This is a genomic window from Aequorivita soesokkakensis (assembly GCF_001641085.1).
GTDB lineage: Bacteria > Bacteroidota > Bacteroidia > Flavobacteriales > Flavobacteriaceae > Aequorivita > Aequorivita soesokkakensis.
Genome location: NZ_LXIE01000005.1, coordinates 1 through 26,960 on the forward strand (window position 1 = coordinate 1; position 26,960 = coordinate 26,960).

Genomic DNA, 26,960 nt, shown 5'->3' on the forward strand with positions numbered 1-26,960 from the left:
GATTAGACTGGCCATATCCTAAATTTAGAGTCAATAAGAATACTAGCGAAAGTGTAAAATTTTTCATGTTCTGGGGCTTAATAATTTATTTTATTGTTTCAAAAATAACACATAATATATATTTAACAACTCTTTAAGAAATTTAATAACATAAAAAAAACCGTTTCAAAATAAATTGAAACGGTTTCTTGAAAATTGCATTAATTCTTTAATTATCCTCCAAAATCATCAAAACGGATATTCTCGTCTGGGATTCCAAAATCCTCCCCCATCTTTTGAACGGCTTGGTTCATCAATGGTGGTCCACAGAAATAAAGTTCTATGTCTTCAGGCGTATCGTGAAGGTTTAAATAGTTGTCAATTACTACTTGGTGAATAAAGCCAACAAAACCATCACCAGCCTCATCGTGTATGTCTTTTTTCACTTTCCAGTTGTCTTCTTCCATTGGTTCTGAAAGTGCCAAATAGAATTTGAAATTTGGAAATTCATTTTCCAACTCTTTAAAGTGGTCTAAATAGAAAAGCTCTCTTTTGGAACGTCCACCGTACCAATAAGTTACTTTTCTACCAGTTTTTAAAGTTTTGAAAAGGTGGTATAAATGTGAGCGCATTGGCGCCATTCCAGCTCCCCCACCAACATAAAGCATTTCAGCCTCGGAAGGATTGATAAAGAATTCGCCATAAGGTCCAGAAATAACAACTTTATCGCCTTCTTTACAATTAAAAATATAAGATGAAGCAATTCCTGGATTAACATCCATCCATCCGCCTTTTGCACGGTCAAATGGTGGTGTTGCAATACGAACGTTCAACATAATTTCACGTCCTTCCGCAGGATATGAAGCCATGGAATATGCTCTTTCAACCGTTTCGGTGTTCTTCATTACTAAAGGCCATAGTTTGAACTTATCCCACTCTTCTTGGAATTTATCCGGTCTTTCATGTTCCTCTGGGTGAGCAGTGATGTCCATATCAGAAAACTTCACTTCGCAAGGTGGAATTTCAATCTGAATATAACCTCCAGCCTTGTAGTTCATATCCTCTGGGATTTCAACTACAAATTCTTTAATGAAAGAGGCAACGTTATAGTTTCTCTTTACAACAGCATCCCATTTCTTAATTCCGAAAACTTCTTCAGGAATGTGAATGTTCATATCCTGCTTCACTTTTACTTGGCAGGAAAGACGTGCTCCTTCTTTTAATTCTTTACGGGTAAAGTGTGGAGTTTCCGTAGGCAAGGCTTCACCACCACCTGAAAGTACGTGGCACTCACATTGAATACAAGTTCCACCTCCTCCGCAAGCGGAAGGTAAAAATATTTTTTCGGCACCCAAAGTTGAAAGCAATGAACCCCCCGAAGGCACTTCGATTACTTTTTCATCGTTGATTGTAATTTTCACTGGCCCTGATGGTGCTAATTTTTCCTTGGTAAATAACAATAAGGCTACCAATAGCAACGTCAATATTAAAAGGGCAATGACGGTTACTGTTATAACTCCAAGTGTGCTTATTTCTAAAAACATATTATTGCTTCGTTAGTGTTGAAACTTCTGACACTGAAACCGCCGGAGCAGTTTCCTCTGTATTTTCATTTTGAATTTGTTCGGTTTTCACTCCAATGTTGCTTGGATCTGAATCCAACGATGGTTTCTTTTCATCGCCGCCTGTCAACATTCCACCAAAACTCATAAACCCTATCGCCATTAAACCAGTAATGATAAAGGTAATTCCCAATCCTCTTAATGGAGCAGGAACATTAGAGTAACGTATTTTTTCACGAATGGCAGCAATGGCCAAAATTGCCAAAAACCATCCAATTCCTGAACTTACACCGTAATTCAAGGCCAAGCCCAATGTTGGGATATCTCTTGATTGCATAAATAATGATCCTCCCAAAATTGCACAGTTTACCGCAATAAGTGGCAAAAAGATTCCAAGGGAGTTATATAATGAAGGTGAAAATTTTTCAACTACAATTTCTACCAATTGCACCATCGTTGCGATTGTTGCAATAAATAGAATAAATGAAAGAAATCCTAAATTATAATCGGCATATTCTTCGCCAAGCCAAACCAATGCGCCATCTTTCAATAGGTATTGATCCAAAAGCCAGTTAATGGGTACTGTTACCGCAAGTACAAATATTACGGCAGCTCCAAGACCCACAGCGGTAGAAACTTTTTTGGAAACAGCAAGATAAGAGCACATTCCAAGGAAAGTGGCAAATATCATATTGTCTATAAAGATCGATTTAAAAAATAACTCTATGTGTTCCATTTTCTTAAAGTATTCAGTAAGCAGTGGCAGTTTTCAGTAGTGCTGATTGCCTACTGGGACTGCTAACTGCGACTATTTTTTATTCTTCTATAAGTTCTTTATTCCTTGAACGCTGTACCCAAATAATGATACCAATAACTATCAAAGCCATAGGCGAAAGCAACATAAATCCATTGTTTTCGTAACCTAATGCGTACAATCCGGTTTTTGCGATTGGGTCTCCCAAAACTTTGAAGCCCAAAAGTGTTCCAGAGCCTAAAAGCTCACGGAAGAAACCTACGATTATTAATATTAAACCATATCCAGCGGCATTACCTATTCCATCAAGGAAAGAGCGCCAAGGTTTGTTCGCCAAAGCAAATGCTTCAAAACGCCCCATAATAATACAGTTGGTAATAATAAGCCCAATGAAAACCGAAAGCTGCTTGCTCAATTCATAAGCGAAAGCTTTTAACACTTGGTCAACAATAATTACCAATGCAGCCACTATTATAAGCTGTGCTATAATTCTGATTTTCCCAGGGATAACATTTCGCAAAAGTGAAATAACTACGTTCCCAACGCCCAGTACAACCATTACTGAAACTGCCATTACTATAGAAGCCTTTAGCTGTGCTGTAATTGCCAATGCTGAACATATACCCAATACCTGAATGGTGATAGGGTTATTGTCTGCTAATGGGTCAAGAATTAACCTGCTGTCTTTTTTTGATAGAAGTCCCATACTATTGCTCGTTTTTTAATTTTTCCAAATAAGGAATGTATTGCGCAACATCTTTTTTGATCATTGCCGTTACACCGTTCCCTGTAATTGTAGCGCCCGCAAGGGCATCCACTTTTTGATCGTCTTTTCTTTCGTTTAGCGGGTCATTGTTTCCTTTTGCTACGGTAATTCCCTCAAAGGCATCTCCGTTCATAATCTGTTCGCCTTTAAAGTCATCCATAAAAAAACGTTCCTTTATGTTTGCTCCAAGTCCCGGTGTTTCTCCTTTGTGGTCAAAAAACACACCTTCCACTACAAAATCCTTGTCAAGCGAAACATAGCCCCAAATAGCATCCCAAAGTCCTTTTCCGCGCATCGGGATTATATAATAGGTCATTCCATCTTTTTCGCCAATAAACAAAGGAAGCTTTCTTTTGTAATTGGGATCATCACTTGCGTGCGCCTCTTCCTTTTTAATATCAATCAAATAAGCATTTTCGTCTTCAGTAGCTTCATTGCCCTGGATTACCAATTGCTTTTTTATGTATTTATGAAAAGTTGCCTCAACTTCCTTGGTAGGAATAAAGGTTACGCTTCCCGTTCCTTCGTTATCGTCAACGCCCATCGCATAAAGGATGTTCTGTTGTTTCTCAAAACGTTCGTTTTCAGAAATCTTTCCACGTAATCCCTGTGCAACCCCGGCCAAAAGACTTCCAACCACCAATACCATTATAACTGCAAACAGTATTGTATATGAATTTTTATCAGTAAACTTTGCCATGATTACGCTGTTTTAGCTTTTAAATGTTTTGCTCGTTTCATTCTCTTATTAATATTCCCTTTAACAACATAGTGGTCTATAGTTGGAGCGAATACGTTCATCAATAATATTGCGAGCATCACGCCTTCTGGATAGGCTGGGTTGAAGACCCGAATCATTATAGACATAAACCCTATAAAGAAACCGTAAATCCATTTTCCTTTGTTGGTCTGTGATGCCGTAACTGGGTCTGTAGCCATATAAACAATACCAAAGGCCAAACCACCAATAATCAAGTGATGCCAAAACGGCTCGTTCATTAATCCATAAAACTTGCTTCCTTCCTGAATCCATCCTTGAGCAACAACACCATTGAATATCAAGCCCATTGCAATGGCGCCAATTACAGCAGAAAGCATAATACGCCAGCTTCCTATTTTTGTGAAAATCAAGAAAAGACCTCCTATAATAATAAGGAATGTTGAAGTTTCGCCAACTGATCCCGGTATAAAGCCCCAGAACATATCCCAGAGACTATAAACGGGATGGCTGTTTGCGGCCAAAGTTCCCAAAATGGTTTCCCCAGAAATTGCATCTGGCTGTCCCGCCATTGCTTGCGCTCCGTGTACCCAAACTTTATCACCACTCATCCAAGTTGGATAGGCGAAGAACAAAAAGGCACGGATTGTTAGTGCGGGGTTCAAAATGTTCATTCCTGTTCCACCAAAGACTTCTTTCCCAATAACAACTCCGAATATTACCGCAACGGCAAGCATCCAAAGTGGAATATCGATGGGAACAATAAGTGGCACAAGCATTCCCGTTACCAAATATCCTTCCTCTACTTCGTGTTTTTTAATGATGGCGAAAATAAATTCTACTCCAAGACCTACAACATAGGAAACAATTACTAACGGTAAAACCGTCCAAGCACCAAGAATAAAGTTATCCCAAGTGAAGAAATTGCCCAATGGATCTAACCGCAATGTGTTGTCAATAGCTGCGTAATGCTGATACCCCGCATTGAAAATACCAAAAATCAAACACGGAACAAGTGCCATTATCACTGTGTTCATGGTACGCTTCAAATCATCCACAACACGAACGTGCGCTCCGGAATGCGTAGTTTCGTTCGGTGTATATAAAAAGGTATGCAGTGCATTGAACGCAGGGGCCATTTTGGTGCCCTTGTATTTTTCCTTTAGCTTATGTAAATTCTGTTTCAATCCCATATACTACTTATTTTTCATTTTTTCAAAATGAATAATTATCCAATTTCTTTATACATTAAATCAAGACCGTTCCTGATGATTTGTTGATGCGGCTGCTTGCTCACGCAAACAAATTCGGTAAGCGAAAAATCTTCCGGAGCCACTTCATACATTCCCAAAGCTTCCATTTGGTCCAGATCTTTCACCATACAGGCCTTTAGCATTTGCATAGGGAACATATCCAATGGAAAAACCTCTTCGTAATTACCCGTTACCACAAAAGCGCGGTGCTCTCCGTTAGTATTGGTATCAAGATCGTATTTTTTATTTGGCGTTAACCAAGAAAAGGTAAGCGCTCTTGAAGTTGAAATTTTGTCAAAAACCGGTTTGTTCCATCCAAACAATTCATAATCGTCCCCTTCCGGAATCACGGTTACCGTATTGCTGTAATAGCCCAAGTGTCCTTTCGGGGAAATCTTTTTCCCGGTAAGCACATCACCGCTAATTACGCGAACGTTTTCATCTTTCAGTCCAGAATCATACAAAAACGTTGCAGCTTCTGAACCGATTCTCGTTCTATAATATTTTGGAGTTTTTACTTCAGAACCAGAAAGCGCGATGATGCGGTCTGGATTGAATTTCCCTGTAAGCAACAATTCGCCAATAATCACAAGATCCTGTGGCGCGATGGTCCAAACAATCTCGTTTTTATTAACGGGGCTTATTTTGTTTATCTGTGTTCCCACGTTTCCTGCCGGATGCGGTCCAGAAACGTTGTGAAGCGAAATATCTTTCAAACCTTTAAAAGGCGAGCTTCCGCTTTTGCCAACCCCAACGTGTACTTGCCCTTTGGTAAGTTTGCTCAAAGCAGTAACGGCAGCCTGTAACTCCTTTTCTTTTCCATTTAAAGAGAAATCAACGTCGTTTGCCAATGGCGCAGTACTAACAGCAGAAATAAAAATATCTCTTGGCTCCTGCTCCGTATCAGCAATCACCGCATAGGGGCGCTGCATAATAAACGGCCAGCAACCAGACTCCAGCAAACGGCTTTTAATAGCCTCAGCACTTGAGGAATCCGGGCTCAAAATGCCAAAATCCTTAAAAGTATCCTGCGGATCTGCTTCAATGATGATTTCTGTGATTACGCGTTTCGCGCCGCGTTCAATTTTGGTTAGAGTTCCACTAACGGGCGAAACAAACTTTACAAGCTCATTGCTTTTAGAGTAGAAAATAGTGTCGCCAGCTTGAACTTTTCCACCTTCACGAACCACCATTTTTGGGGTTATAAGATGGAAGTCAGAAGGTCTTAGTGCGAAGGTTCTGGATCGCGGGGCGCTGGAAAGTGTTTTTTCTGCTTCACCCTTTAATTTAATGGTAAGACCTTTTTTAATCTTAATGTCTTTGGACATAAATATGGATATTAATAATGCCTTTTTAATACCCTATTTTCCCTCAAAACGAAAGCGGGGGAAATAAGGGCGTGCAAATTTATAAATTAAATATACCATTGCACAATAAAAGGCTATAATTTTCTGTGTTAAAAAGGGATGGGTTGTTATTTTATAATGTTTATAAATTAGCAGAAGGGTTTAAGAAGAAAAATCCTTTTTGGGAATTTGCAGGAAAGTGGTAATATTGATATGAGCTGTATGCTTTTATGATTTGAAAAAGAAGACATCCTTATTCAAAATAAAAAAAAATGGCGAAGTGAATAGCATAATGAACCCTAAAATCTAACTATCCTACTTAAAGCAGCAAACATTCCAACATATATGACATGAAAATAGTAAAGAAAGCTGCAAAATGGATTTTATATATTTTATTAATCCCAATCACTTATTTATTGATTTCGCTACTGTTGACGGCAATTACAGTGGACAGAAAGGCTACTGAAACCGATTCAAATAAGTCCATATTCTTGACCACAAACGGAGTTCATTTAGATATTATCATCCCCATAAAAAACATAGACCCAATAGTATTATCCGGAATAAACCACAAGGCATCCGAAAACTATTTAGCATTCGGTTGGGGAGACGAAAACTTCTATTTAAACACGCCAACCTGGGGAGATTTAACCTTTAAAAACGCTTTTGGGGCTATGTTTTTAAAAAGTCCAACATTGGTTCATATAACCCGTTACCAAAATAAAAAAAGTGATTGGATTGAAATAAAAGTAACCGACAAGGAATTAAAAAAAATAAACCAGTATTTAAATGAAACATTTTTCACAAATGAAAATGGTGAGAAAATTTTACTCAAAGACAAAGGCTACACAGCAACAGATGATTTTTACAAAGCAAACGGAAGCTATACCTGTTTCAATACTTGCAATTCATGGGTTAATTCTGGTTTCAAAAAAAGTGGTTTGAAATCTTGTTATTGGACACCTTTCGATTTCGGGTTGATGAATAAATACAAATAAAAAAATATTTCAATAATCCTTTGAAACAAAAAACAGTAAAATACATAGCCATCATTTTTATAGGCTCGTTTGTTATAAGCATAATAAGTGGAATAGGGTTAAACATTTGGGGGCTTTCCAATATTTTTGAATCAAACAACAGCTCCGACTTTTCTGAAGAAGAATACAAAGAATACCAAAAACAAGAGATGCTCCGCAATTACTACAACCCGCTTGTGGACAGCCTGCTTGACGCAAACCCAAGAATTGCAGCAGCCTATATAGACAGTGTTTTAATAAGATATCCCTCAGAATATGATATGGCATTTAGGCAAGGCATTGCCTATCATAGAATTGATTCCCTTGAAAAAGCAATCGCCTCTTATCAAAAAGCCATGGATATAAATGGCGGCGAATATCCCCAAGCCTTGCAATACATTGGCTTCGCACTCTCCGACCTAAAAAAATATGACGAAGCAATTGTTCAATTTGAAAAAGCCTCAAGTATATCCAGTGGCTACGAAAATGAACTGTACATTGCAGAAAACTACGAACTAAAAGGAGATACCGAAGAAGCAATCAGATACTACAAACTTTTCCTTTCCAGCCTTGAGGCCAATAATCTAAACCTCCGTTATTGGGAAGACATCAGGGATCTAAAAAAGAAAATCACCGAATTGGAAATAACAAAACAATAAAGCATCTATTCAGAACTATTCTTGGTTCTTAATTATTGGTTCATTACCTATAAAGGCAACTTAAGGGATACTTAAAGGTAACCTAAGGTTTAATTAAGGTTTACTTAAGGTATATGAAGATTATTCCTACAAAAAGTTTTCGTCCAAGACATATCAAAACAAATAAATTCACAAACAATAATTACCATCACCAACCCACTATTCGAAGAGGCACAAAATTTGTTTATCTTAGCGCTATAAACCAGTATCATGCTAAAAACACTTTCCACCACCTTCCTTTTATTACTAACCGTCTTCCCTACTTTCGCCCAAATTGTTGAGAAAGTGGAACCTTCATACATCAGTACAATACAGTTTCGCGGTGCTACAGACCTCAGCCAGTTGCCGATTATCCGTCTTGGCGAACAGGTCAATCTATCATTTGACGCCCTTAATGGCGATGAAGAGGATTATTACTACACCCTCTCGCATTATAATTTTGACTGGTCGCCCAGTGATCTTTCCAAAAGCGAATACCTAGATGGTTTTGATGATGTTCGTATTCAGACATACCAAAATTCATTAAATACACTTCAAATATTTTCGCACTACGAACTCACAATCCCCAATCGCGATACCCGGGCTATCCAAAAGAGCGGTAATTATTTGCTCAGCATCTTTAATGGTGATGGCGACCTAGTATTCACTAGAAAATTCATGGTGATTGAAAACATTGCCACGGTAGCAGTAGAAATAAAACGCGCCCGCGATTTAAAAGTGATTAATGAAAAACAAGTAGTTCAATTTACCATCAATTCGCCAAACTTGTTATTGATAAATCCAAAGCAGACCGTTAAAACACTAGTGCTTCAAAACAGCAACCTTAACACTGCAATCACAAATTTGGTTCCCCAATACACTATGGGGAATGAACTGATATATAGATACGACAAGGAAGCATCCTTTGGCGGTGGCAATGAGTTTCTTGCTTTTGACAATAAGGACGAACGCTCTGCAACTAACGGCGTGCGCTCCATTGAGGTTACCGATGTGTATGAAAATTACCTTTACACAAACATTCCACGGTATGACAGACCCTACACCTACAATCCAGACATTAACGGAAACTTTGTGGTCAGAAACGTAGATGCCCAAAATCAGGACATTGAAGCGGAATACGTGCGTATGCATTTTAATCTGCAGTATTATGACGATTTGGGCGATAAGGAATTGCACCTTTACGGCAATTTCAATAACTGGACTATAGACGGCAGTACCTATATGAAATATGACCCAACGAGTGACACTTACAGAAACGAAAGATTATTTAAACAAGGGTATTACAACTATAAATACGTTGTTGTAAACCGCGACGGAAGCATAGACGAGGGCGCAGTGAGCGGCGATTTTTGGCAAACCGAAAACGATTATACCGTTATAGTCTATTTCCGTGATTTGGGCGCTAGATATGATCGCATCATTGGTGCGGGATATGCCAATTCCACAAACATCAATAACAATTGATTTATTAAAATAGAAGTTGAAGTGACGATTCCTTTTTTTAAATAGCAATGAAACGCAAAAAAAAAGAAAATTCCAGCGGGAGAAAATCGTTGCAATATCGCGGCAATAAATGCTTAAACTGCGAACAACCCCTTGATATAAGCGACGTTTATTGTCCCTATTGTTCCCAGTTGAACAGCCACAAAAAGCTTTCCATAAAAGATTTTTTTCTGGAATTTTTAAGCAGTATTCTGGTTTACGACTCGCGACTGCGCAATACCCTCAAAGATTTGTTGTTTCGTCCGGGAGTCATTACCCGCAATTATGCCAAGGGACAACGTTTAAAATACGCCAATCCGTTCCGCTTCTTTTTGAGCGTTTCCATAATCTATTTTTTGGTGAATGGCCTGCTGGATGTGATAAATCCTGGGGTGGATGATAATAATGCAGTAAACTTCAACTCCAAGCTGGCCGATCGTTCCTTTGTAGATTCATTGAGCCAAAACATTGCGGCAACAACTTCAAACGCTATCAACATAGCAGATTCCATTAAAAAAATGCAATCCCCAAAAGAACTAAAGTACATTTCAGATAAAGAACTGGATACAATGTCTTTAATGAAAAGTTATACCGAAAGGTTCTCCCTCTACAATGATTTTTACGAAAAATACAAAATAAAAAACGCCGAGATAGCTCTGGACAGCCTGCACCACAAAAATACTTCGTTTAATAGATGGATCTATTCAAAAAATATCACAGTAGATAAAATTAAGGAAAACCCTTCCGCTTTTATTAAATACGTCATTTCCAAAATACCCTTTTTCCTCTTTTTCTTTACCCCATTTTTCGCCTTCTTTTTCTGGCTGGTTTATTCAAAGAAAAAGTACACCTATATGGAACACATGATTTTCATCTTCCATATATTCAGTTTTATCTTTTTGGCGATGCTCCTTTTTATACTTCCCGATTTTATAATTGGCACCAAGTTTTTTGTTGGCTGCCTCTTCGTTTTTATTGGGCCAATTTATTTCTACAAGGCTTTGCGTAATTTTTACGGGCAGGGAAGAGTGATAACTTTAATAAAATTTGTATTTTTAAACACTGTGTTTGTAATAGGATTGACTTTTGCCGCGATGATTTTTGTGGCCGCAAGCGCAGCAATCTATTAAAAATGGTGCAACAAGTAACACAAGGAATTAAAATTTCGGTAAAAACCGAATTTGACGGCACGTTTTACAAAAACCGTAAAATGCAGTATGCCTTTGCCTATACCGTTACCATTGAAAACCAAAGTAAGGATACAGTCCAGCTCACCGCCCGCTCGTGGAAAATCAAGGATTCCCTTAACAACACTGAAATTGTGGAAGGCGAAGGCGTTATAGGCCAAAAACCTATTTTGCAACCCGGCGAAAAACACGCTTACACCAGTGGATGTCTGCTCTATTCCCCCTTCGGATCTATGAAAGGGCACTATAATATGGTGAACTTCGCGACCACCCGAAAGTTTAGGGTTTCCATCCCTCTTTTCAATTTGAGTGCTCCTTTTTCTATGAATTAGACCCCTAACCTCCAAAGAAGGAAACGAAACTCTGGTTACTGCGTATTGATTACTGAATCACCGATCTTACCTGTTTGCAAATCTTCATAACGCATTTCTATAACATCTTCCTTTTTGGAAATCTGGGTAATGCTTTTCGTTTTTATAAAACCGCGATCCATAATAAGATTGCTGTTTAAATCCCCCTCACCCGCTGTTTTGTGGAATTGAAGCAGTTCCTCTTCCGAAGGTTTTATGGTTTCAAACAAAAATGCTGAAAACCACTGTTCACGCTTTTTCTTCAAATTTTCAGGATATAATGGCGAAGAAGACCAAATTTGTGGCGCCAAAGGTTCTTCGGAAAAATGATACGTTTCGCCATCCCAAACCAATTGAAACAATTGGACTTCAGCTTCCCATTCAATCAAAACTGCCGTAAACGGTTCTATTCCGCTAAAATCATAGCTTTCAATTTCCTTTTTTAAATTGTCTGATTTCAATAAATCTTTTACGACCAATCCCCTACTTTTTCTGTAAAAAGCTTCCCGTTTGTGAGCCACAAACCCACCGTTCATCAAACAGACAATTCGTTTTTTATCACTTGCACCAATCCACGTTCCTCCGGCCACGGCGTCTTTTGGGTAAAGCAATTTTACATTATCTTCTTCATAAATTCCTGGCGGAAAAGTTTCACGTCCCGGAGCTTCATCACGATTGGAAGTTAGGATAAAATCGTTGTTGGTTTTTGGGATAAAAGTTATTGTGCACATACGTTAAATTTGAAATTCCAAATAACAAACACCAAATTCCAAATAAAATTCCAAACAACAAGTGCCAAATTCCAAAAAAAAAGAGAAACCAATTTGTAATTGGGGATTTCAAGGTTTGGTGTTTCCATTTTTGTACCTTTGCACTCTTCATAAATAGAAAAATAAAAAAGTTATGGGAAATGGATTTTTTGAAGTGCCAATCGCCGTAAACGAACCTGTAAAAAGCTATGCGCCAGGTTCACCGGAACGTGAGGAAGTACTTAAAACTTACAAAGAAATGTATAAGGCAAAAATAGACGTGCCTTTATTTATCAACGGAAAAGAGGTTAAAACCAAAGAAACTGCTACTATGTCTCCGCCGCACGACCATAAGCACGTGCTTGGAACCTATTATAAAGCAACCAAAAAAAATGTGGAAGAAGCAATTGAAACTGCTTTGGAAGCCAGAAAAAAATGGGCCGTTATGCCGTGGGAACAACGTGCGGGAATCTTTCTTCGCGCTGCCGAATTGCTTGCCGGACCCTACAGAGCTAAAATAAACGCAGCTACCATGCTCGCCCAGTCCAAAAATATTTATCAGGCAGAAATTGATTCGGCATGTGAGCTTATTGACTTTTTAAGATTCAACGTTCAGTATATGACCGAGATTTATGCCGAGCAACCAGAATCTACTTCCGCAGCCTGGAACCGAATTGAATACCGTCCATTGGAAGGTTTTATTTATGCAATCACTCCTTTCAACTTTACAGCTATTGCCGGAAACCTTCCCGCAAGCGCCGCTTTGATGGGGAATGTTGTTGTATGGAAACCGAGTAATGCCCAAATATATTCCGCAAAAGTGATTATGGATGTATTCCGTGAGGCTGGTGTTCCCGCAGGTGTAATCAATATGGTTATGGGAGATCCTGCAATGATTTCGGACACGCTAATGGCAAGTCCAGATTTCAGCGGGGTTCACTTTACAGGCTCTACTGGTGTTTTTCAGGGAATTTGGAAAAATATTGGTGATAACATAAAAAATTACAAAACCTATCCACGTATCGTTGGGGAAACTGGCGGAAAAGATTTCATTGTTGCGCACAAAACATCAAACCCTAAGCAAGTTGCAACCGCAATGGCCCGCGGTGCCTTTGAATATCAAGGTCAAAAATGTAGCGCCGCTAGCCGTTGCTATATTCCAAAAAGCATTTGGAAAGACGTCAAAGAATATTTGGTTGATGATATCCGCTCCTTCAAAATGGGAACTCCGGAAGATATGGGCAACTTCATAAACGCTGTTATTCACGAAAGCTCTTTTGACAAACTTGCAAGCTATATAGACCAAGCCAAAAAGGATAAAAATGTTGAAATAATTGCTGGCGGGAATTATGACAAAAGCAAAGGCTACTTTATTGAACCTACTGTAATTGTAACAAAAGATCCAAAATACACTACCATGTGTACTGAACTTTTTGGGCCTGTGCTTACCGTGTATGTTTATGACGATAATAAATGGGAAGAAACCTTGCATTTGGTTGATGAAACCAGTGAATATGCCTTAACAGGTGCTGTTTTCAGTGAAGATAGATATGCTTTGGAAGAAGCTGTGAAAATTCTTGAAAACGCTGCGGGTAATTTCTACATCAACGACAAGCCTACGGGAGCCGTAGTTGGTCAACAGCCATTTGGTGGTGCACGCGCTAGCGGAACCAACGACAAAGCTGGAAGTAAGCAAAATCTGTATCGCTGGATTTCACCAAGAATGGTGAAGGAGACTTTTGTTTCGCCAACAGATTACAGATATCCTTTCTTAGGATAGTATTCAAATTGAAGTATTAAAAAAGCCCGTTTTGATTATTTCAAGACGGGCTTTTAAATTTTATTAAAGTTTTATTTTACTGGAAAATTTTATTTTCACCCAGCTCAGCGTGTTGCGAATTTTTTGCGCTATTGTCAGCTTTCACTACCATTACCACAAAACTTAAATTGTCTGCATTGTATTCTGCGGGTACCGTAAATGTATAGTTCTTTGAGTAAACCTGATAAGCAGAAGTTTCAGGAATAGCATCCCCAAACAAGTTTGATAGGGAATTTCTTAAAGCATCATTGTGCACAAAATCTGGAATTGGATTACCTTGTCCGTAATATGGATGGCCCTCCACTGTGTTGAAATAATTGGCCTGCGGAGCCACAACGCCACTTTCTATTAAATAAACCACCAGTTTATCGCCCGGTTCTGAACCATTTGCATATACCACTTTAACATCTACGGAAAGATTTGAACCGTTTATCTGTGAGTTAATTGCTACGGATAAATCTGTTTCTGCACCTGCAAGATTGGTTACTGCCGTAAAATCATAAGGATCATTCCAAGCTTCCGTTCTATTTAATTGGGTTTGTGGAAAACTGTCCGGCACATTAAATTCATCTTGAAGATCTTCAATCTGCGCAAAATCCATTGGGTCAGGAATGCTTATCGCTGTTTTATGAATGGCAACTACTGAAATATAAGGAGTAAGCTCTTTTGCATGATCAATAGCAACCAATGCATCTAGGCAATAGCCACACCAAGTTCCGGTATAATCCTCAATAACTACATTTCTTTTTGGAATGTAAACCGAAAAATCTTTTACTGGAGTTGTAAAGGTTTCATTGTTAACCATATATTCTGCATAAACCTCAAAATTTCCTTCACTTGCGGAAGAAAACGTAAACCCAGAAATTGCATTTCCATTTACATAAAAGGTTGCATCAGAAGCCGTGTTGTTACCGTTTGAGTCAAAGAGACCAAAAGTAACGGTCTGGTTTTTCATTGCTCTTGAAACATCAACAGTCAAAGCTCTTTCAGTAGGCGCAAGTACTTCAAAGTTAAGAATATTACTATTGATATTTTCATAAACAGCTTTCACTGTATATGTTCCTGTGGTGTTAAAAGTATATGACGGTTCTTGGATTTCAGCATCATTTACATATATTTTTGAAGAAGAAGTATAATCTTCGCCGTCACTTCCGGTTATAGTGAAAGTAACCATTTCACCAGTTGACAATACCTCAAGTTCGCCATCACCCGCGTCGCTTTTAAGGGCAATAGAAAGGCTCTGGGCTGGGGTTCCAATTGGATCTTCTTTTTTGCTACAGGCAGCAATTGCCACAAAAACAAAGAGAATCATAAATTTAAAATAGGGATAGGTTTTCATGATAAATTATTAAAAATGAAGTGCGCTAATATAATCTATTTATAAAAAAAGGCACGGTTTTGGAATGTTAAATCCATAAATTTCAAAAAAACAAATTAAGTTTTTATTAAAAATAACTTAATATTGCTACTCTTTAATTAATTGTATAAACTTTATTCGATGAAAAAATTACTTCCCCTTTTTCTTGTAATGGTATCTTTTTGCGCCATTTCACAAAATGAATTGCCAAAAGTGGATATGACCACGCTAGACGGAAACCCTATCAACTCACAAGAACTTTCTACAGACAACAGTGTTGTTGTTGTTTCATTATGGGCTACTTGGTGCGTACCGTGCATAAAAGAGCTGGATGCTATTAGTGAAATGTATCAAGACTGGCAGGAAGAAACCAATGTAAAACTCTATGCAGTTTCCATTGACGACAGCCGTGGCGTAAAACGCGTAAAGCCTTTGGTTAACGGGAAAGGCTGGGATTACACCATTCTTTTAGACACCAACAATGATTTTAAACGCGCCCTTGGAGCAGCAACAGTGCCACTTACCTTATTAGTGAAAAACAACGAAATTGTTTACAGACACTCAGGTTACAGCCCAGGAGCAGAGATGGAACTTTATGAGAAAATAAAGGAATTCTCAGCCAACTAACTTTTTTTACCAACCAAACTTACAAAATGAAAAAACTTATTCTTGGAGCCTGTATGTTTATGGGCGCAATCGGATTTTCACAGGACAATGGCTACTTTTTCGGGGGGCTGGAATCCAACTCACAATGGTTATTGGACGATGAAGATTTCGGTTTTACCGCACCAGAAGACCAATTTAGATCAAACAATTATTTACAGCTTAATTATACTTTAGGAAAATTTACCGCCGGAGTACAATACGAAGCATATTTGCCTACAGTTTTATTGGGGTATTCGCCAACTTGGGAGAACCAAAATGGAATAGGCACCTACTATCTTAATTTTAAAAACGAAACCTTGGATATTACCGGAGGTTATTTTTATGAGCAATTTGGTAGTGGATTGATTTTAAGAACTTGGGAAGACCGCCAATTGGGAATCAACAATGCCTTAAAAGGACTTCGTGTAAAATTTACCCCAACAGCAGATCTTGATATTACTGGAGTATATGGACAAATAAGAAACGGTTTTGATGTTTCTGAAGGTGTTATGCAAGGCGTTGATGCCAATTTAGACCTTACTAGCCTTATGAAAGTTGACGCTGTAGACCTAAAGCTTGGCGCAAGCTATGTTGGCAGATACCAATCAAACGGGTCTAATGATTCTATTCCTTCAAACGTTAACGCTTACGGCGGAAGGTTGGATTTTGTAGCGAATAATTTTTACGGAGGGGTTGAAGCAATAACAAAAGATCCAGACGTAATTGTAAATGAAGGATCCGTTAGCTCTCCGCAGCTTTTTGACGGTACCGCACTTCAAGTAAATTTGGGATATGCACAGAAAGGATTGGGCATCAATTCTACTTTCAGAAGATTGGAAAATTTCAGTTTTTATGCAGATCGTTATGCCGAAGGAAACGTTTACAATGAACAAATTGTAAATTATGTGCCGGGCCTTACCAAGCAACACGATTATTTACTTTCAAATATATATGTCTACAGCGCACAGCCGCGCTTGCTTTTCAATGATACTGAAAAAAGAGCTGGGGAAGTGGGTGCGCAAGTAGATGTTTATTATTCATTTGACAAAGAATCTACACTTGGAAAACTTGGAACTAAAATAGCCGGAAACTTCTCTTATTGGGCAGGCTTGGAGGCAACCTATAACGATGCCGAGCAAACGTATGACGCAAAATTTATAGGTGATGGTGACCGTTATTTCCGTGACCTTAATATTGAGGTGAAAAACCGCTGGTCTTCAAAATGGAGCTCTATTGCTACCTTTCAAGATGTTATTATTGATAAGGGAGTTGCTGAAGGTGGACCACTGGGCCAACAAGGAGATATTAGAGCGCAAATTGCAGTAATTGAAGGAACTCGCAAATTTGAAGGCGGAAAAGCACTACGCATGGAATTGCAACATCTATGGATTGATAAAAGCAGAAAAAACGTAGATAGAAAAAACTGGGCTGCAGGAGTATTGGAATACAATTTTAATACCGCTCTTACCCTTTACGCTGCTGATGCCTGGAATTATGAAGGCGAAGGAAAGCTACACTATTACAGCTTTGGCGGAAGTTATACCAAAGGCCCTGCCCGTTTCGCTTTAAACTACGGCCGTCAGCGCGGTGGATTGATATGTGTGGGCGGTGTTTGTAGATATGTTCCAGAAAACACTGGTGTTACTGCAAATCTTGTTGTTACTTTCTAAGAATTTAAAAACCTTATAAATAAAAAAGGCTCCGAAATTATTCGGAGCCTTTTTTTATTTAATTCGTTTGGAATTACTGAACAACAATTTTAGTTGTTTGCATAGCTCCTTTTTCATTTTTGAATTGAACTATATATGTTTGTGCACTTAAGTCAGACATATTAACTTCTTGACGCCCTGTTTCAAAACGATCTTGCTTTACAATACGCCCTCTTAAGTCATATACCATCATACTTACTGGCTCATTTACATCCAGCACCAATTGATTGGAAACAACGGTTGATTGAATTTTCAAATTAACCACGCTATTTTCGTTTACACCCAAAGTAGGGTTATAACGATAAGTGAAGGTTAGTGGTGTTCCAATTTCGGTAACACCATCTGCCTCATATTGATGAAAGGCAAAAACAAAGTCTAAATTATCAGTACCATTTCCTGGGTCACCATTGTAAAAATGGTTGCCTTCAAGAGTAGTTTCGCCCACGCCAATGGGAAGTACTTCTGGTGCTGGTGGCACTGTCTGTCCCACAGTGATGCCTGTATAGCACTGTCCATAGCAAAGTTCAAAACCATCACCATTTCCTGAAGATGAACTTACAAACTCAATTCTGGTATAAATTTCATTGGAAGGGTTATTATTGGTAACATAAAATTCGTAAGAAGCATCGGGGTAAGTGGTAGTACCGTATTCAATAACATCACCATCGTTAAGCACATTTCCTGCTCGGTCTGCAACTGTGTATTGAGCATTTGCGATTGAAACCGCGCCCATAACACTTAAAAGGAGTAATTTAAGTTTCATTTTTTTTGTTTTTAGGATTAATCAATATTAAAGTTTAATTATATAGGTATCACAAAAGTAAAGATAATTATTAAAAAACTTCACTTCTTTATTCATTCTATTACAGATATTTAACATTTTAAGGCCAAAGCTTGATTAAAACGGTATTTTTAAAGAATTGCTTTCTTTAAAATTATTTTCTATTTCATCATTCTATTGTGAATTTTAAAAAACATTATTAAAAAATCAATTTCAATGAATCTAACATGCATTATGGAAATGTAAATACAACATTTTAACATAAATAGTCCAAAAAAATGCATTTCAAGCCATAAAAATAAATTATAAAAAAGTACATTTGTGGCTATACTAATTTTCACAACAAAATAAATCTAAAAATCATGTTTAAAAAATTACCCCTAAGCATTGTTTTTGCATTGTTTGCCTTCGCTTCTTTTGGCCAAACAATCGTATCGACATCCCCAGCTAACAAAAAAGTAGTCCTTGAAGAATTTACCGGAATACATTGCGTATACTGCCCTCAAGGTCACGCTATTGCACAGGCAATCCAAGACAACAATCCTGGAAATGCATTCTTGATCAATATCCACACTGGAAGTTTTGCCAATCCAAGTGGTGGTGAGCCAGATTTCAGAACTCCATATGGAGCAGCAATTGCCGGACAGACCGGTCTTGTAGGATATCCTGCAGCCACTGTAAACCGTCATAATTTCCCAGGAAAAGAACAAGGTGCTCCAGGCACAACTGCAATGAACAGAAATAACTGGACTTCGGCCTCAACAATTACTTTAGGTGAAGGATCTAATGTTAACGTTGGTGTTGAAGCTGAAATAGATGTACAAACAAATATACTGACCGTTCATGTAGAGGCTTACTATACTTCTAATAGCCCAGAATCTACTAACTTATTGAATGTTGCTTTACTACAAAACAATACTAAAGGACCTCAAACTGGTGGTGGACAAGGAAATAACTATGTGCACATGCACAGACTTGTAGAAATGATTACTGGCCAATGGGGCGAAGTAATAAACACTACAACTACAGGAACTTTTGTGGATAGAACTTTTACTTATACAATCCCAGCAATGTACAATAACGTTCCTGTAGAAATTGCAGATATGGAGGTTGTTGCTTTTATCACAAATACGCACCAAGAATTGCCAAGTGGTTCTGGAGTATACCCAGAATTTACAGGAATTACAAACAACAATGACGCTTATGTAAGATATATCGTGGATGTTCCAAATACTTGTAATGACATGCTTGCCCCTCAAGTAAACATTCAAAACTTGGGTCAAGATCCATTAACTTCTTTAGCTATAGAATATACAATCAATGGTGATGTACATACCTATAACTGGACTGGAAACATTACTGCGCTTCACAATGAAACTATTGATCTTCCTGAGGTTGCTTATACCATACAAGCATCCAATACGCTTGAAGTAAGTGTTCCAAATGACGATGACAACGGCAACAATGACGCTACAGTATCTTTTGATGAAGCTGTTGCTGGTACTGGTACTGTTGATATGGTTTTACATACTGACGGATACGGAAGTGAAGTTAGATGGAACCTAAAAGATGCTGATGGTAACACATTATATAGTGGTGGGCCTTACGGAAACAATCAAACAATAGAGCAAAGATTTACATTACCTGCAAACTGTTATGCGTTTAGCATCATTGATACCTTTGGTGACGGTGGTGGTTCAGTAACGCTTACAGATGCTGAAGGAACTGTTGTATTCTACACAAATGGTCAATACGGTTCTGGAAAAACAGAGCAATTTTCAAGCAACGGAGTTTTGGGCGTAAGCCAATCTGAACTTGACGCAATTAGCTTGTATCCAAACCCTGCAAGCACAGTATTAAATCTTAAAAATGCTGAAAATGCAACCATTCAAGTTTATGACGTTCTTGGAAAAATGATTTTTTCACAAGAAAACATTTCTATGGATGAGCAAATTAATGTTGCAAACCTTCAAACAGGAACTTACTTTATGAAAATTTCTAAGGACAACCTTGTAGCTACAAAGAGATTCCTAATTTCAAAATAAACCAGTTTCCTTAAATATTTTAAAACCCTCGAATTGTTCGGGGGTTTTTTATTACTTTAAATTGGTATATAAATTTCTTAAAATGAAATATTCCATTAGTGAAGAAAAAGTTGTTTTCGACGACCATTACAAAATGGTCAAAGCAAAGGTAACTTATGATACTTTTGAAGGAAACCATATAAGCACCACCCGTCTCGCTTTTGAAAGAGGAGATTCCGTAGCGATACTACTGTTGGAGAAAGATTCCCATTCTATCCTTTTAACAAATCAATTTCGTTACCCAACTTGTAAAAATGCCGATGGCTGGCTTTTGGAAATTCCAGCGGGATCCTTGGAAGAAAATGAAAAACCGCAGGACTGCATAAAAAGGGAAGTAATGGAGGAATTGGGTTATAAAATTAAGATGCCAAAATTGCTTTCAACCTTCTACACTTCGCCCGGTGCTTCAACAGAACGGATATTTTTATTTTATTGCGAAGTTTCAAAAAATGACAAGATTGAAAAAGGCGGCGGAAACGAACACGAAAACGAAGATATACAATTGGTAAAGATTCCGGTTTCGCAAATAACTTCAAAAATTTTGGAGCTGAAGGATGCAAAGACAATACTCGCTCTGCAATGGTTTCCATTAAATATAATGAATAAGTAATTTTTTATTTCCCTTTAAATTTTAAGGGTAAATGCACCACGCTTTTGGTTTCAAAGAATTCTTCGGAAAAAAAATCACTTAAAGGAAAAACGGTCGCTTTTGGATAATATTTAAGTTCTTCGGATAAATCCCCGCCTTTCAAATAAAGAATCCCGTTCTTTCTTTCGTGAATACTCTTTTTGGCAATTTTTCCATCAACCCAATGTACAAATGTATCCATTTGTGCCACTGCCCTGCTCACAATAAAATCATATTTTCCCGAAACAGTTTCCACGCGGGCGTTGGTAGCTTTTACGTTTTGAAGTTGCAAACCGTCCACAACTTCATCTACTACTTTTATTTTTTTTCCGATACTGTCCACAAGATGAAAATGTACTTCCGGAAAAAGAATAGCCAAGGGAATGCCTGGAAAACCACCGCCTGTACCCACGTCCAAAATTTTGGAGCCCGGCAGAAAAGTTTGAATTTTGGCTATACCCAGCGAATGGAGCACATGGCGCAGATAAAGTTCATCAATATCCTTTCGGGAAACTACGTTTATTTTCAAATTCCAGTCCTCGTAAAGCTCCTGTAGCTTTTCAAATTGACTTTTCTGAATATCAGTTAATTGCGGAAAATATTTAAGTATCAGTTCCATATTTTAATTTCAACGGCAAAAGTATAGCATCTTTCATAAATTAATGGTTTTGAAACCCTACTTTTAACCAAAAGATGATTATTTTTGTGGTTTCCACAGTAAAAATCCCCAGTTAAACAATTCATTTTGACATATACAAATTTAAATTTCTCACGAGTAGACAGTGCTAAATTCTTCAGAACCCTGAATACACGTGTTAACGAATATTTTAAGGACAATAAAATAGCCCGAACCGGAAACTGGAAACTGCATCTTAAAACTGTGGTGATGTTTTCACTTTACTTGACCCCTTACTTTTTAATGTTAACTCTTGACCTGCCAGATTGGGTACAGTTGCTTTTTACAATAGTGATGGGCGTTGGCATGGCCGGTGTGGGGATGAATGTGATGCACGATGCAAATCACGGCTCCTATTCATCAAAAAAGTGGGTAAATAAAATAATGGGCGGCAGTATGTACATTCTTGCCGGGAATGTGTATAACTGGCAAGTACAGCACAACGTGCTTCACCACACTTACACAAACATCCACGGTCATGACGAAGATTTGGAAGCTGGACGTATTCTTCGGTTTTCAAAACATTCAAAATGGCATAGGCTTCATAAATTTCAACATCTTTACAGTCTTTTCTTTTATGGCCTTTTAACCTTTAACTGGGTGCTGACCACAGATTTTTTTCAGACAAAACGATACTTGGCACGAAAACTTTCCTACGGAAAATTGCCAAAACCGGTTACACAATGGAGTATTTTGGTTATTACAAAAATGATCTATTTAGCGCTTTGGATATTGATTCCCATTCTGTTTTTCAACATTGTTTGGTGGAAAATTTTAATCGGATTCTTTATCATGCACTATGTTGCAGGCCTTATTTTGAGTGTGGTTTTTCAACTTGCACACGTTGTTGAGGATACTGATATTATGCTTCCGGATGAAAGCGGGACTATGAAAAACACTTGGGCAATCCATCAATTGTTCACTACCGTGAATTTTTCAACCAACAACAGAATTGTGAATTGGTACACCGGAGGCCTGAACCATCAAGTAGAACACCATATTTTTCCGAATATAAGCCATATCCATTACAAGAATATTTCAAAAATCGTAAAAAGCACAACAAAAGAATTTAATCTACCCTATAAAGAATATAAAACCACCCGCCGGGCAATTATTGCACATTTCCGACACTTAAAGGAAATGGGGCTTAAGCCGGTTGTATCTGCATAATACTTATGGACCAAAGACTTTCAAAACGAGTGAACGAGATGGCAACCTCGGCCACCTTGGCAATGGCTGCCAAAACTAGAGAATTAAAAGAACAAGGAATTGACATTATTGGCTTGAGTCTCGGAGAGCCTGATTTCCCGATTCCAGAATTTGTGAAGGAAGCCGCCATTCAAGCAGTTAAGGACAATTATCATTCCTACACTCCCGTAGATGGTTATGGCGATTTGAAGAAAGCTATTATCACCAAATTCAAACGGGACAACAACTTAACGTATAAACCTTCCCAAATAGTAGTTTCCACAGGTGCAAAACAATCCTTGGCAAACTTGACCATGGTGCTTTTGGATGACGGCGATGAAGTTTTATTGCCAGCTCCATATTGGGTAAGCTATGCAGACCAATGCAAGGTTGCCGGAGGCGTTCCAAAAGAAATACCAACTTCCATTGAAACAGATTTCAAAGTAACCGCTGAAGCATTGGAAGCTGCAATTACGCCAAAAACAAAAATGATCATTTACAGCTCGCCCTGCAACCCGAGTGGTTCGGTTTACAGCAAAAAAGAGTTACGGGCATTGGCAGATGTTTTGGTGAAATATCCAAACATTATTGTTATCAGTGATGAAATTTATGAGCATATCAACTTCATAGGCGAACACGCTTCCATGGCTGAATTTGATGATATGTATGACAGAACGGTAGTGGTAAACGGTGTTTCCAAAGCTTTTTCAATGACCGGTTGGCGTATTGGATACATTGGCGGTCCCGAATGGATTGCCCGCGCTTGCGACAAAATGCAGGGGCAGGTTACCAGTGGTGCAAACTGTATTGCGCAAAGAGCCACAATAACAGCACTTGAAAATCCACCGAGCAAAATAAAATTTATGGTGGATGCCTTCAAAGAAAGAAGAACTTTAATATTGGATTTACTTTCAGAAATTGAAGGTTTTAAAACCAATAAACCAGAAGGTGCTTTTTATGTTTTCCCAGACATTTCCTATTTCTTCGGAAAAACACTGCGCGGAAAAAATATAAATACTGCTTCAGATTTTTCTCTTTATTTATTGGAAGAAGCAAAAGTTGCAACCGTTACCGGCGAAGCATTTGGAGACCCAAACTGCATCCGTATTTCTTATGCGGCTTCTGAATCAGACATTAAAGAGTCGATGAAAAGAATAAAAGAAGCTCTTAATTAAAAACCTTTACCTTAAAAATATGGAAATAGGATTGGTTAAAATTGATCAATCCTATTTCTGTATTATAATTTATCTGTAATTTAGGCAATTGTAAAAATTAACTCAAAACAAATCTTCTAATGAAAACTAAGATTACCTTATTTCTACTTTTCTTCGTCTTCCTTTTTCAAGTGCATGCGCAGGAAAAAACTAATGCTACCTACGTTGGAAAGGTTGGATCGATGATACATGTGCCATCGATATCTTCACGGACCGATTTACCCCCAGCAACTACAAAAGAACAAGTTATGCAAGATGGTAGAGCTTCAAAAAACTTGATTGTTCCTGGAAAAGACCCACAAATTGAAGACGATTATTTCGTTCGAAATCCAGACAAAATGGAACAACTGCTTAGCGGAAGAGTTCCTTCGCTGGTTTTTGATGCTGCCCAGTCTAGTTCACAACCTACAGATCCATCTATTGGCGTTGGCCCCAACCACGCTGTAGTTGTTTTCAATACTGGTTTCAGAATATTCGATAAAAGTGGAAACCCGTTAACAGGACAGGTTAACCCAAACCCAACCATTTTTCCGAATGGAGGTTGCTGCGACCTTACCATTTCTTATGACAACGCTGCCGATAGATTCATAATGACATTTTTGGGATCTGGAGCACAAATAGCCGTTTCTGACGGACCTGACCCTGTAAATGATGGTTGGTACGTTTATACAATTCCACAGATAGATGACTATCAAAAACTTTCTGTTTGGAGTGATGGATATTATATTACTCAAAATTCAGGGGATACTAATAAAATTTATGCAATGGAAAGAGACAAAATGCTTGTTGGTGATCCATCTGCACAAGTAATAGGGTTCCCACTTCCTGGAATTGTAACAAGTGGCTTTTATAGCCCACAGGCATTGAATGTTACTAACGATAACCTGCCGGCTGCTGGTGGTTTGCCAATTATTTATTTACAAGATGACGCTTGGTCCGGGGTTTCCCAAGATCACGTAAAGCTTTGGACAGTTGATGTAAATTGGGTTACTCCTGGTAGTTCTACCATTTCGGCTCCAGTAGAATTGATAACCACTCCTTTTATTTCAGTATTTGACGGAGGAAGTTTTTCAAACTTGGCACAACCGGGCGGGGGCGCTGATATTGATGCGCTACAAGCTACAATAATGAATCAGGCTCAATTCAGAAAATTTGGGGATCACAACTCTGCACTTTTCAATTTTGTTGTTGACACAGATGCTAGCAGTGGTGAACTTGCTGGAATACGTTGGTTTGAACTTCGTCAACCTAGTGACGGACAGCCTTGGACCATTTACCAGGAAGGAACTTATACCGCTCCCGACGGAAAACACGCTTGGCATGCAAGTATGATGATGGACGTACAAGGAAATATAGGTATGGGTTATACCTCAATGGCAGGCCCAACAACCCCAGACCCTACAACCAAAAGAGTAAGTTCATACTATACCGGACGTTATGCAAATGACCCTTTAAATACAATGACAATTGGCGAAGAATTAATTGCAGCAGGAAACCAAAATATTCCTGGCCTTCGTTATGGGGATTATAGTAAAATTGACCTAGACCCATCTAACGATAAGGAATTCTGGTTCATTAATGAATATATGAATAGTGGAAGAAAAGATGTTGTTGGTGTTTTCCAAATAGCTCCAAACTTTAATAACGATGTTGGAGTTGTTAGCATTGACGCACCCGTAACTGGAACTCTTTCTAATAGCGAAACCGTTACCGTTACCATCTTTAATTACGGACAAAACAGCGCTTCAAACATTCCAGTTACTTTTCAAGTAGATGGTGGAGCGGTTATTTCAGAAACTTTCGCAGGAACTATCGCGTCTGCCGCAACTGCACAATATACATTTACCGCAACCGCAAACATGGGCACTGTAGGGCAAACATATTCTATCACGGCTGAAACCAATTTAGCTGGAGACGAAGATACTACCAATGATGCCCGCACTAAATCTGTTACCTATTTAGAGCCTAACGATTTAGGCGTTAGCGCCATTACCGCACCAGTTTCTGGTACAGACCTTACTGGCGCTGAAAATATTACTGTTACGGTAAACAACTTTGGTGGTGAACCAAAATCAAATTTTGACGTATCTTATGATTTGGACGGAACTGTTGTTACCGAAGTAATAGTAGGGCCATTAGCAGGTAATTCCTCTACATCATACACCTTTGCACAAACTGGTGATTTTTCTGCTTTGGGTAGTTATAATTTAAGCGCATACACTTCTTTGCCTGGAGATAGCGACCCTTCAAACGATTCTACTTCGGTGGTAATTGTGAAACAAAACTGTCAGCCAGTTGGCGATTGTTCTTTTGGAGATGGGCTTACTCTTTTCCAAGTAACAGATATAAATAATCCTTCTGCTTGTGAGGGCTATGGAGATTTTACAAACTTAATAGCCGTGATAGAACCAGATTCAACAAATGATCTTACTGTAACTACAGGTTATGGAGATCAATTCCTTCGTGTTTGGATAGATTTTAATGACGATTTCCTTTTCACAAATGACGAAACGGTAGTTAACAACGTAGTAATTGCCGCTGGTCAAGGCGGTGGAACATACACTATCACAACCGATTTGGTAATCCCTCCAGGAGCTGCTTTAGGCCAACATTTAATGCGTGCTAAAACAAACTGGAACGGACCTGTGCCTGATGATGCCTGTGAAGAAACAACCTTTGGTGAAACCGAAGACTACACTGCGCAAATAGGGGTTTTAGGCGTTCAAGACAATATTTTTGACGAAAATGGTTTGACCGTTTTAACATTGGAAAACAACAATTTTGACGTAAGTTTAAAAACCGTTAACTATTCCGGCGCAATGAACCTTTCGGTTTACAATACATTGGGACAAAGATTGTTGTTCAAAAAACTAGAAAACAACGGAAACGGATACAACTACAAATTGGACATGAGCTATGTGGCCAAAGGCGTTTATTTAGTTCGAGTTGGAAATAAAGATAATGGAAGAGTGAAACGAATTATCGTTAAATAAACCCAC

23 protein-coding genes are annotated in these 26,960 nt (G+C 38.4%); 13 read left to right on the forward strand and 10 right to left on the reverse strand.

The genetic code is table 11. From position 1 onward, the window contains the following. Window positions 1-212: 212 nt before the first annotated feature. From nqrF to A7A78_RS04000, 6 genes are all read right to left on the reverse strand, one after another. The gene (nqrF, locus tag A7A78_RS03975) at window positions 213-1,523 is read right to left on the reverse strand and encodes an NADH:ubiquinone reductase (Na(+)-transporting) subunit F (RefSeq protein ID WP_068761159.1); all 1,311 of its coding nucleotides are present in this window, start codon (window positions 1,521-1,523) and stop codon (window positions 213-215) included. A gap of 1 nt (window position 1,524) precedes the next feature. Further along, window positions 1,525-2,277, reverse strand: a complete 753-nt coding sequence (nqrE, locus tag A7A78_RS03980; RefSeq protein WP_068761160.1) for an NADH:ubiquinone reductase (Na(+)-transporting) subunit E — start codon at window positions 2,275-2,277, stop codon at window positions 1,525-1,527. A gap of 79 nt (window positions 2,278-2,356) precedes the next feature. Continuing rightward, window positions 2,357-3,001 carry an NADH:ubiquinone reductase (Na(+)-transporting) subunit D gene (locus A7A78_RS03985; RefSeq protein ID WP_068761161.1) on the reverse strand — a complete coding sequence of 215 codons (645 nt, stop codon included), beginning with the start codon at window positions 2,999-3,001 and terminating at the stop codon, window positions 2,357-2,359. A 1-nt stretch (window position 3,002) separates the two neighbouring features. Beyond that, complete coding sequence (locus tag A7A78_RS03990; protein WP_068761162.1) at window positions 3,003-3,761, reverse strand: Na(+)-translocating NADH-quinone reductase subunit C; 759 nt, start codon at window positions 3,759-3,761, stop codon at window positions 3,003-3,005. Window positions 3,762-3,763: 2 nt separating this feature from the next. After that, complete coding sequence (locus tag A7A78_RS03995) at window positions 3,764-4,972, reverse strand: NADH:ubiquinone reductase (Na(+)-transporting) subunit B (RefSeq protein ID WP_068761163.1); 1,209 nt, start codon at window positions 4,970-4,972, stop codon at window positions 3,764-3,766. Window positions 4,973-5,007: 35 nt separating this feature from the next. Continuing rightward, complete coding sequence (locus A7A78_RS04000; RefSeq protein WP_068761164.1) at window positions 5,008-6,360, reverse strand: Na(+)-translocating NADH-quinone reductase subunit A; 1,353 nt, start codon at window positions 6,358-6,360, stop codon at window positions 5,008-5,010. Between the two features lie 368 nt (window positions 6,361-6,728). Here A7A78_RS04000 and A7A78_RS04005 point away from each other — a divergent pair, with 368 nt between their 5' ends. The 5 genes from A7A78_RS04005 (at window position 6,729) to apaG (ending at window position 11,093) form a co-directional block, all read left to right on the forward strand. Then, window positions 6,729-7,376: a DUF2459 domain-containing protein gene (locus A7A78_RS04005; RefSeq protein WP_068761165.1), complete on the forward strand. Its 648-nt coding sequence runs from the start codon at window positions 6,729-6,731 to the stop codon at window positions 7,374-7,376. A gap of 20 nt (window positions 7,377-7,396) precedes the next feature. Next, window positions 7,397-8,053, forward strand: a complete 657-nt coding sequence (locus tag A7A78_RS04010; protein WP_068761166.1) for a tetratricopeptide repeat protein — start codon at window positions 7,397-7,399, stop codon at window positions 8,051-8,053. A 249-nt stretch (window positions 8,054-8,302) separates the two neighbouring features. Beyond that, window positions 8,303-9,556, forward strand: a complete 1,254-nt coding sequence (locus A7A78_RS04015; RefSeq protein ID WP_068761167.1) for a type IX secretion system plug protein — start codon at window positions 8,303-8,305, stop codon at window positions 9,554-9,556. 47 nt (window positions 9,557-9,603) lie between these two features. Beyond that, window positions 9,604-10,704 carry a DUF3667 domain-containing protein gene (locus A7A78_RS04020; RefSeq protein ID WP_068761168.1) on the forward strand — a complete coding sequence of 367 codons (1,101 nt, stop codon included), beginning with the start codon at window positions 9,604-9,606 and terminating at the stop codon, window positions 10,702-10,704. Window positions 10,705-10,706: 2 nt separating this feature from the next. Beyond that, window positions 10,707-11,093, forward strand: a complete 387-nt coding sequence (gene apaG / locus A7A78_RS04025; RefSeq protein WP_068761169.1) for a Co2+/Mg2+ efflux protein ApaG — start codon at window positions 10,707-10,709, stop codon at window positions 11,091-11,093. A gap of 35 nt (window positions 11,094-11,128) precedes the next feature. Here the strand turns inward: apaG and A7A78_RS04030 are convergent, their stop codons facing one another. After that, window positions 11,129-11,842, reverse strand: a complete 714-nt coding sequence (locus tag A7A78_RS04030) for an NRDE family protein (protein WP_068761170.1) — start codon at window positions 11,840-11,842, stop codon at window positions 11,129-11,131. A 172-nt stretch (window positions 11,843-12,014) separates the two neighbouring features. Between A7A78_RS04030 and pruA the strand changes: the two genes are divergently transcribed. Then, window positions 12,015-13,640 (forward strand): L-glutamate gamma-semialdehyde dehydrogenase, encoded by a 1,626-nt coding sequence (gene pruA / locus A7A78_RS04035; RefSeq protein ID WP_068761171.1) that lies wholly within the window; start codon window positions 12,015-12,017, stop codon window positions 13,638-13,640. A 76-nt stretch (window positions 13,641-13,716) separates the two neighbouring features. Here pruA and A7A78_RS04040 read toward each other — a convergent pair whose 3' ends face one another. Further along, the gene (locus A7A78_RS04040; protein ID WP_068761172.1) at window positions 13,717-15,018 is read right to left on the reverse strand and encodes an Omp28-related outer membrane protein; all 1,302 of its coding nucleotides are present in this window, start codon (window positions 15,016-15,018) and stop codon (window positions 13,717-13,719) included. Between the two features lie 159 nt (window positions 15,019-15,177). On the opposite strand from A7A78_RS04040, the gene A7A78_RS04045 reads away from it, so the two are divergent. Together A7A78_RS04045 and A7A78_RS04050 are read left to right on the forward strand one after the other, a co-directional pair. Then, on the forward strand, window positions 15,178-15,663 hold the full coding sequence (locus A7A78_RS04045; protein WP_068761173.1) for a TlpA family protein disulfide reductase: 486 nt from the start codon (window positions 15,178-15,180) through the stop codon (window positions 15,661-15,663). A 26-nt stretch (window positions 15,664-15,689) separates the two neighbouring features. Beyond that, window positions 15,690-17,351: a DUF6029 family protein gene (locus A7A78_RS04050; protein ID WP_068761174.1), complete on the forward strand. Its 1,662-nt coding sequence runs from the start codon at window positions 15,690-15,692 to the stop codon at window positions 17,349-17,351. A 73-nt stretch (window positions 17,352-17,424) separates the two neighbouring features. On the opposite strand, the gene A7A78_RS04055 is transcribed toward A7A78_RS04050, so the two are convergent. Beyond that, window positions 17,425-18,153: a T9SS type A sorting domain-containing protein gene (locus tag A7A78_RS04055; protein ID WP_068761175.1), complete on the reverse strand. Its 729-nt coding sequence runs from the start codon at window positions 18,151-18,153 to the stop codon at window positions 17,425-17,427. A 380-nt stretch (window positions 18,154-18,533) separates the two neighbouring features. Here A7A78_RS04055 and A7A78_RS04060 point away from each other — a divergent pair, with 380 nt between their 5' ends. Together A7A78_RS04060 and A7A78_RS04065 are read left to right on the forward strand one after the other, a co-directional pair. Beyond that, window positions 18,534-20,216: a T9SS type A sorting domain-containing protein gene (locus A7A78_RS04060; RefSeq protein WP_068761176.1), complete on the forward strand. Its 1,683-nt coding sequence runs from the start codon at window positions 18,534-18,536 to the stop codon at window positions 20,214-20,216. Window positions 20,217-20,298: 82 nt separating this feature from the next. Beyond that, entirely contained in the window at window positions 20,299-20,865 is a 567-nt protein-coding gene (locus tag A7A78_RS04065) for an NUDIX domain-containing protein (protein ID WP_068761177.1), read from the forward strand. A gap of 4 nt (window positions 20,866-20,869) precedes the next feature. Here A7A78_RS04065 and rsmG read toward each other — a convergent pair whose 3' ends face one another. Next, window positions 20,870-21,502 carry a 16S rRNA (guanine(527)-N(7))-methyltransferase RsmG gene (gene rsmG / locus A7A78_RS04070; protein WP_068761178.1) on the reverse strand — a complete coding sequence of 211 codons (633 nt, stop codon included), beginning with the start codon at window positions 21,500-21,502 and terminating at the stop codon, window positions 20,870-20,872. Between the two features lie 126 nt (window positions 21,503-21,628). On the opposite strand from rsmG, the gene A7A78_RS04075 reads away from it, so the two are divergent. The 3 genes from A7A78_RS04075 to A7A78_RS04085 all read left to right on the forward strand — a co-directional run bounded on the left by A7A78_RS04075 (window position 21,629) and on the right by A7A78_RS04085 (window position 26,954). Beyond that, window positions 21,629-22,729 (forward strand): fatty acid desaturase family protein, encoded by a 1,101-nt coding sequence (locus A7A78_RS04075; RefSeq protein WP_094746030.1) that lies wholly within the window; start codon window positions 21,629-21,631, stop codon window positions 22,727-22,729. A 5-nt stretch (window positions 22,730-22,734) separates the two neighbouring features. Beyond that, window positions 22,735-23,922 carry a pyridoxal phosphate-dependent aminotransferase gene (locus A7A78_RS04080; RefSeq protein WP_068761180.1) on the forward strand — a complete coding sequence of 396 codons (1,188 nt, stop codon included), beginning with the start codon at window positions 22,735-22,737 and terminating at the stop codon, window positions 23,920-23,922. 119 nt (window positions 23,923-24,041) lie between these two features. Beyond that, on the forward strand, window positions 24,042-26,954 hold the full coding sequence (locus A7A78_RS04085; RefSeq protein WP_068761181.1) for a GEVED domain-containing protein: 2,913 nt from the start codon (window positions 24,042-24,044) through the stop codon (window positions 26,952-26,954). Window positions 26,955-26,960 lie beyond the last annotated feature (6 nt).

Coding starts and splice junctions, on each gene's coding strand:
- nqrF (WP_068761159.1), bottom strand. CDS start 1,523: ATGTTTTTAGAAATAAGCACACTTGGAGTTATAACAGTAACCGTCATT.
- nqrE (WP_068761160.1), bottom strand. CDS start 2,277: ATGGAACACATAGAGTTATTTTTTAAATCGATCTTTATAGACAATATG.
- A7A78_RS03985 (WP_068761161.1), bottom strand. CDS start 3,001: ATGGGACTTCTATCAAAAAAAGACAGCAGGTTAATTCTTGACCCATTA.
- A7A78_RS03990 (WP_068761162.1), bottom strand. CDS start 3,761: ATGGCAAAGTTTACTGATAAAAATTCATATACAATACTGTTTGCAGTT.
- A7A78_RS03995 (WP_068761163.1), bottom strand. CDS start 4,972: ATGGGATTGAAACAGAATTTACATAAGCTAAAGGAAAAATACAAGGGC.
- A7A78_RS04000 (WP_068761164.1), bottom strand. CDS start 6,360: ATGTCCAAAGACATTAAGATTAAAAAAGGTCTTACCATTAAATTAAAG.
- A7A78_RS04005 (WP_068761165.1), top strand. CDS start 6,729: ATGAAAATAGTAAAGAAAGCTGCAAAATGGATTTTATATATTTTATTA.
- A7A78_RS04015 (WP_068761167.1), top strand. CDS start 8,303: ATGCTAAAAACACTTTCCACCACCTTCCTTTTATTACTAACCGTCTTC.
- A7A78_RS04020 (WP_068761168.1), top strand. CDS start 9,604: ATGAAACGCAAAAAAAAAGAAAATTCCAGCGGGAGAAAATCGTTGCAA.
- apaG (WP_068761169.1), top strand. CDS start 10,707: ATGGTGCAACAAGTAACACAAGGAATTAAAATTTCGGTAAAAACCGAA.
- A7A78_RS04030 (WP_068761170.1), bottom strand. CDS start 11,842: ATGTGCACAATAACTTTTATCCCAAAAACCAACAACGATTTTATCCTA.
- pruA (WP_068761171.1), top strand. CDS start 12,015: ATGGGAAATGGATTTTTTGAAGTGCCAATCGCCGTAAACGAACCTGTA.
- A7A78_RS04040 (WP_068761172.1), bottom strand. CDS start 15,018: ATGAAAACCTATCCCTATTTTAAATTTATGATTCTCTTTGTTTTTGTG.
- A7A78_RS04045 (WP_068761173.1), top strand. CDS start 15,178: ATGAAAAAATTACTTCCCCTTTTTCTTGTAATGGTATCTTTTTGCGCC.
- A7A78_RS04050 (WP_068761174.1), top strand. CDS start 15,690: ATGAAAAAACTTATTCTTGGAGCCTGTATGTTTATGGGCGCAATCGGA.
- A7A78_RS04055 (WP_068761175.1), bottom strand. CDS start 18,153: ATGAAACTTAAATTACTCCTTTTAAGTGTTATGGGCGCGGTTTCAATC.
- A7A78_RS04060 (WP_068761176.1), top strand. CDS start 18,534: ATGTTTAAAAAATTACCCCTAAGCATTGTTTTTGCATTGTTTGCCTTC.
- A7A78_RS04065 (WP_068761177.1), top strand. CDS start 20,299: ATGAAATATTCCATTAGTGAAGAAAAAGTTGTTTTCGACGACCATTAC.
- rsmG (WP_068761178.1), bottom strand. CDS start 21,502: ATGGAACTGATACTTAAATATTTTCCGCAATTAACTGATATTCAGAAA.
- A7A78_RS04080 (WP_068761180.1), top strand. CDS start 22,735: ATGGACCAAAGACTTTCAAAACGAGTGAACGAGATGGCAACCTCGGCC.
- A7A78_RS04085 (WP_068761181.1), top strand. CDS start 24,042: ATGAAAACTAAGATTACCTTATTTCTACTTTTCTTCGTCTTCCTTTTT.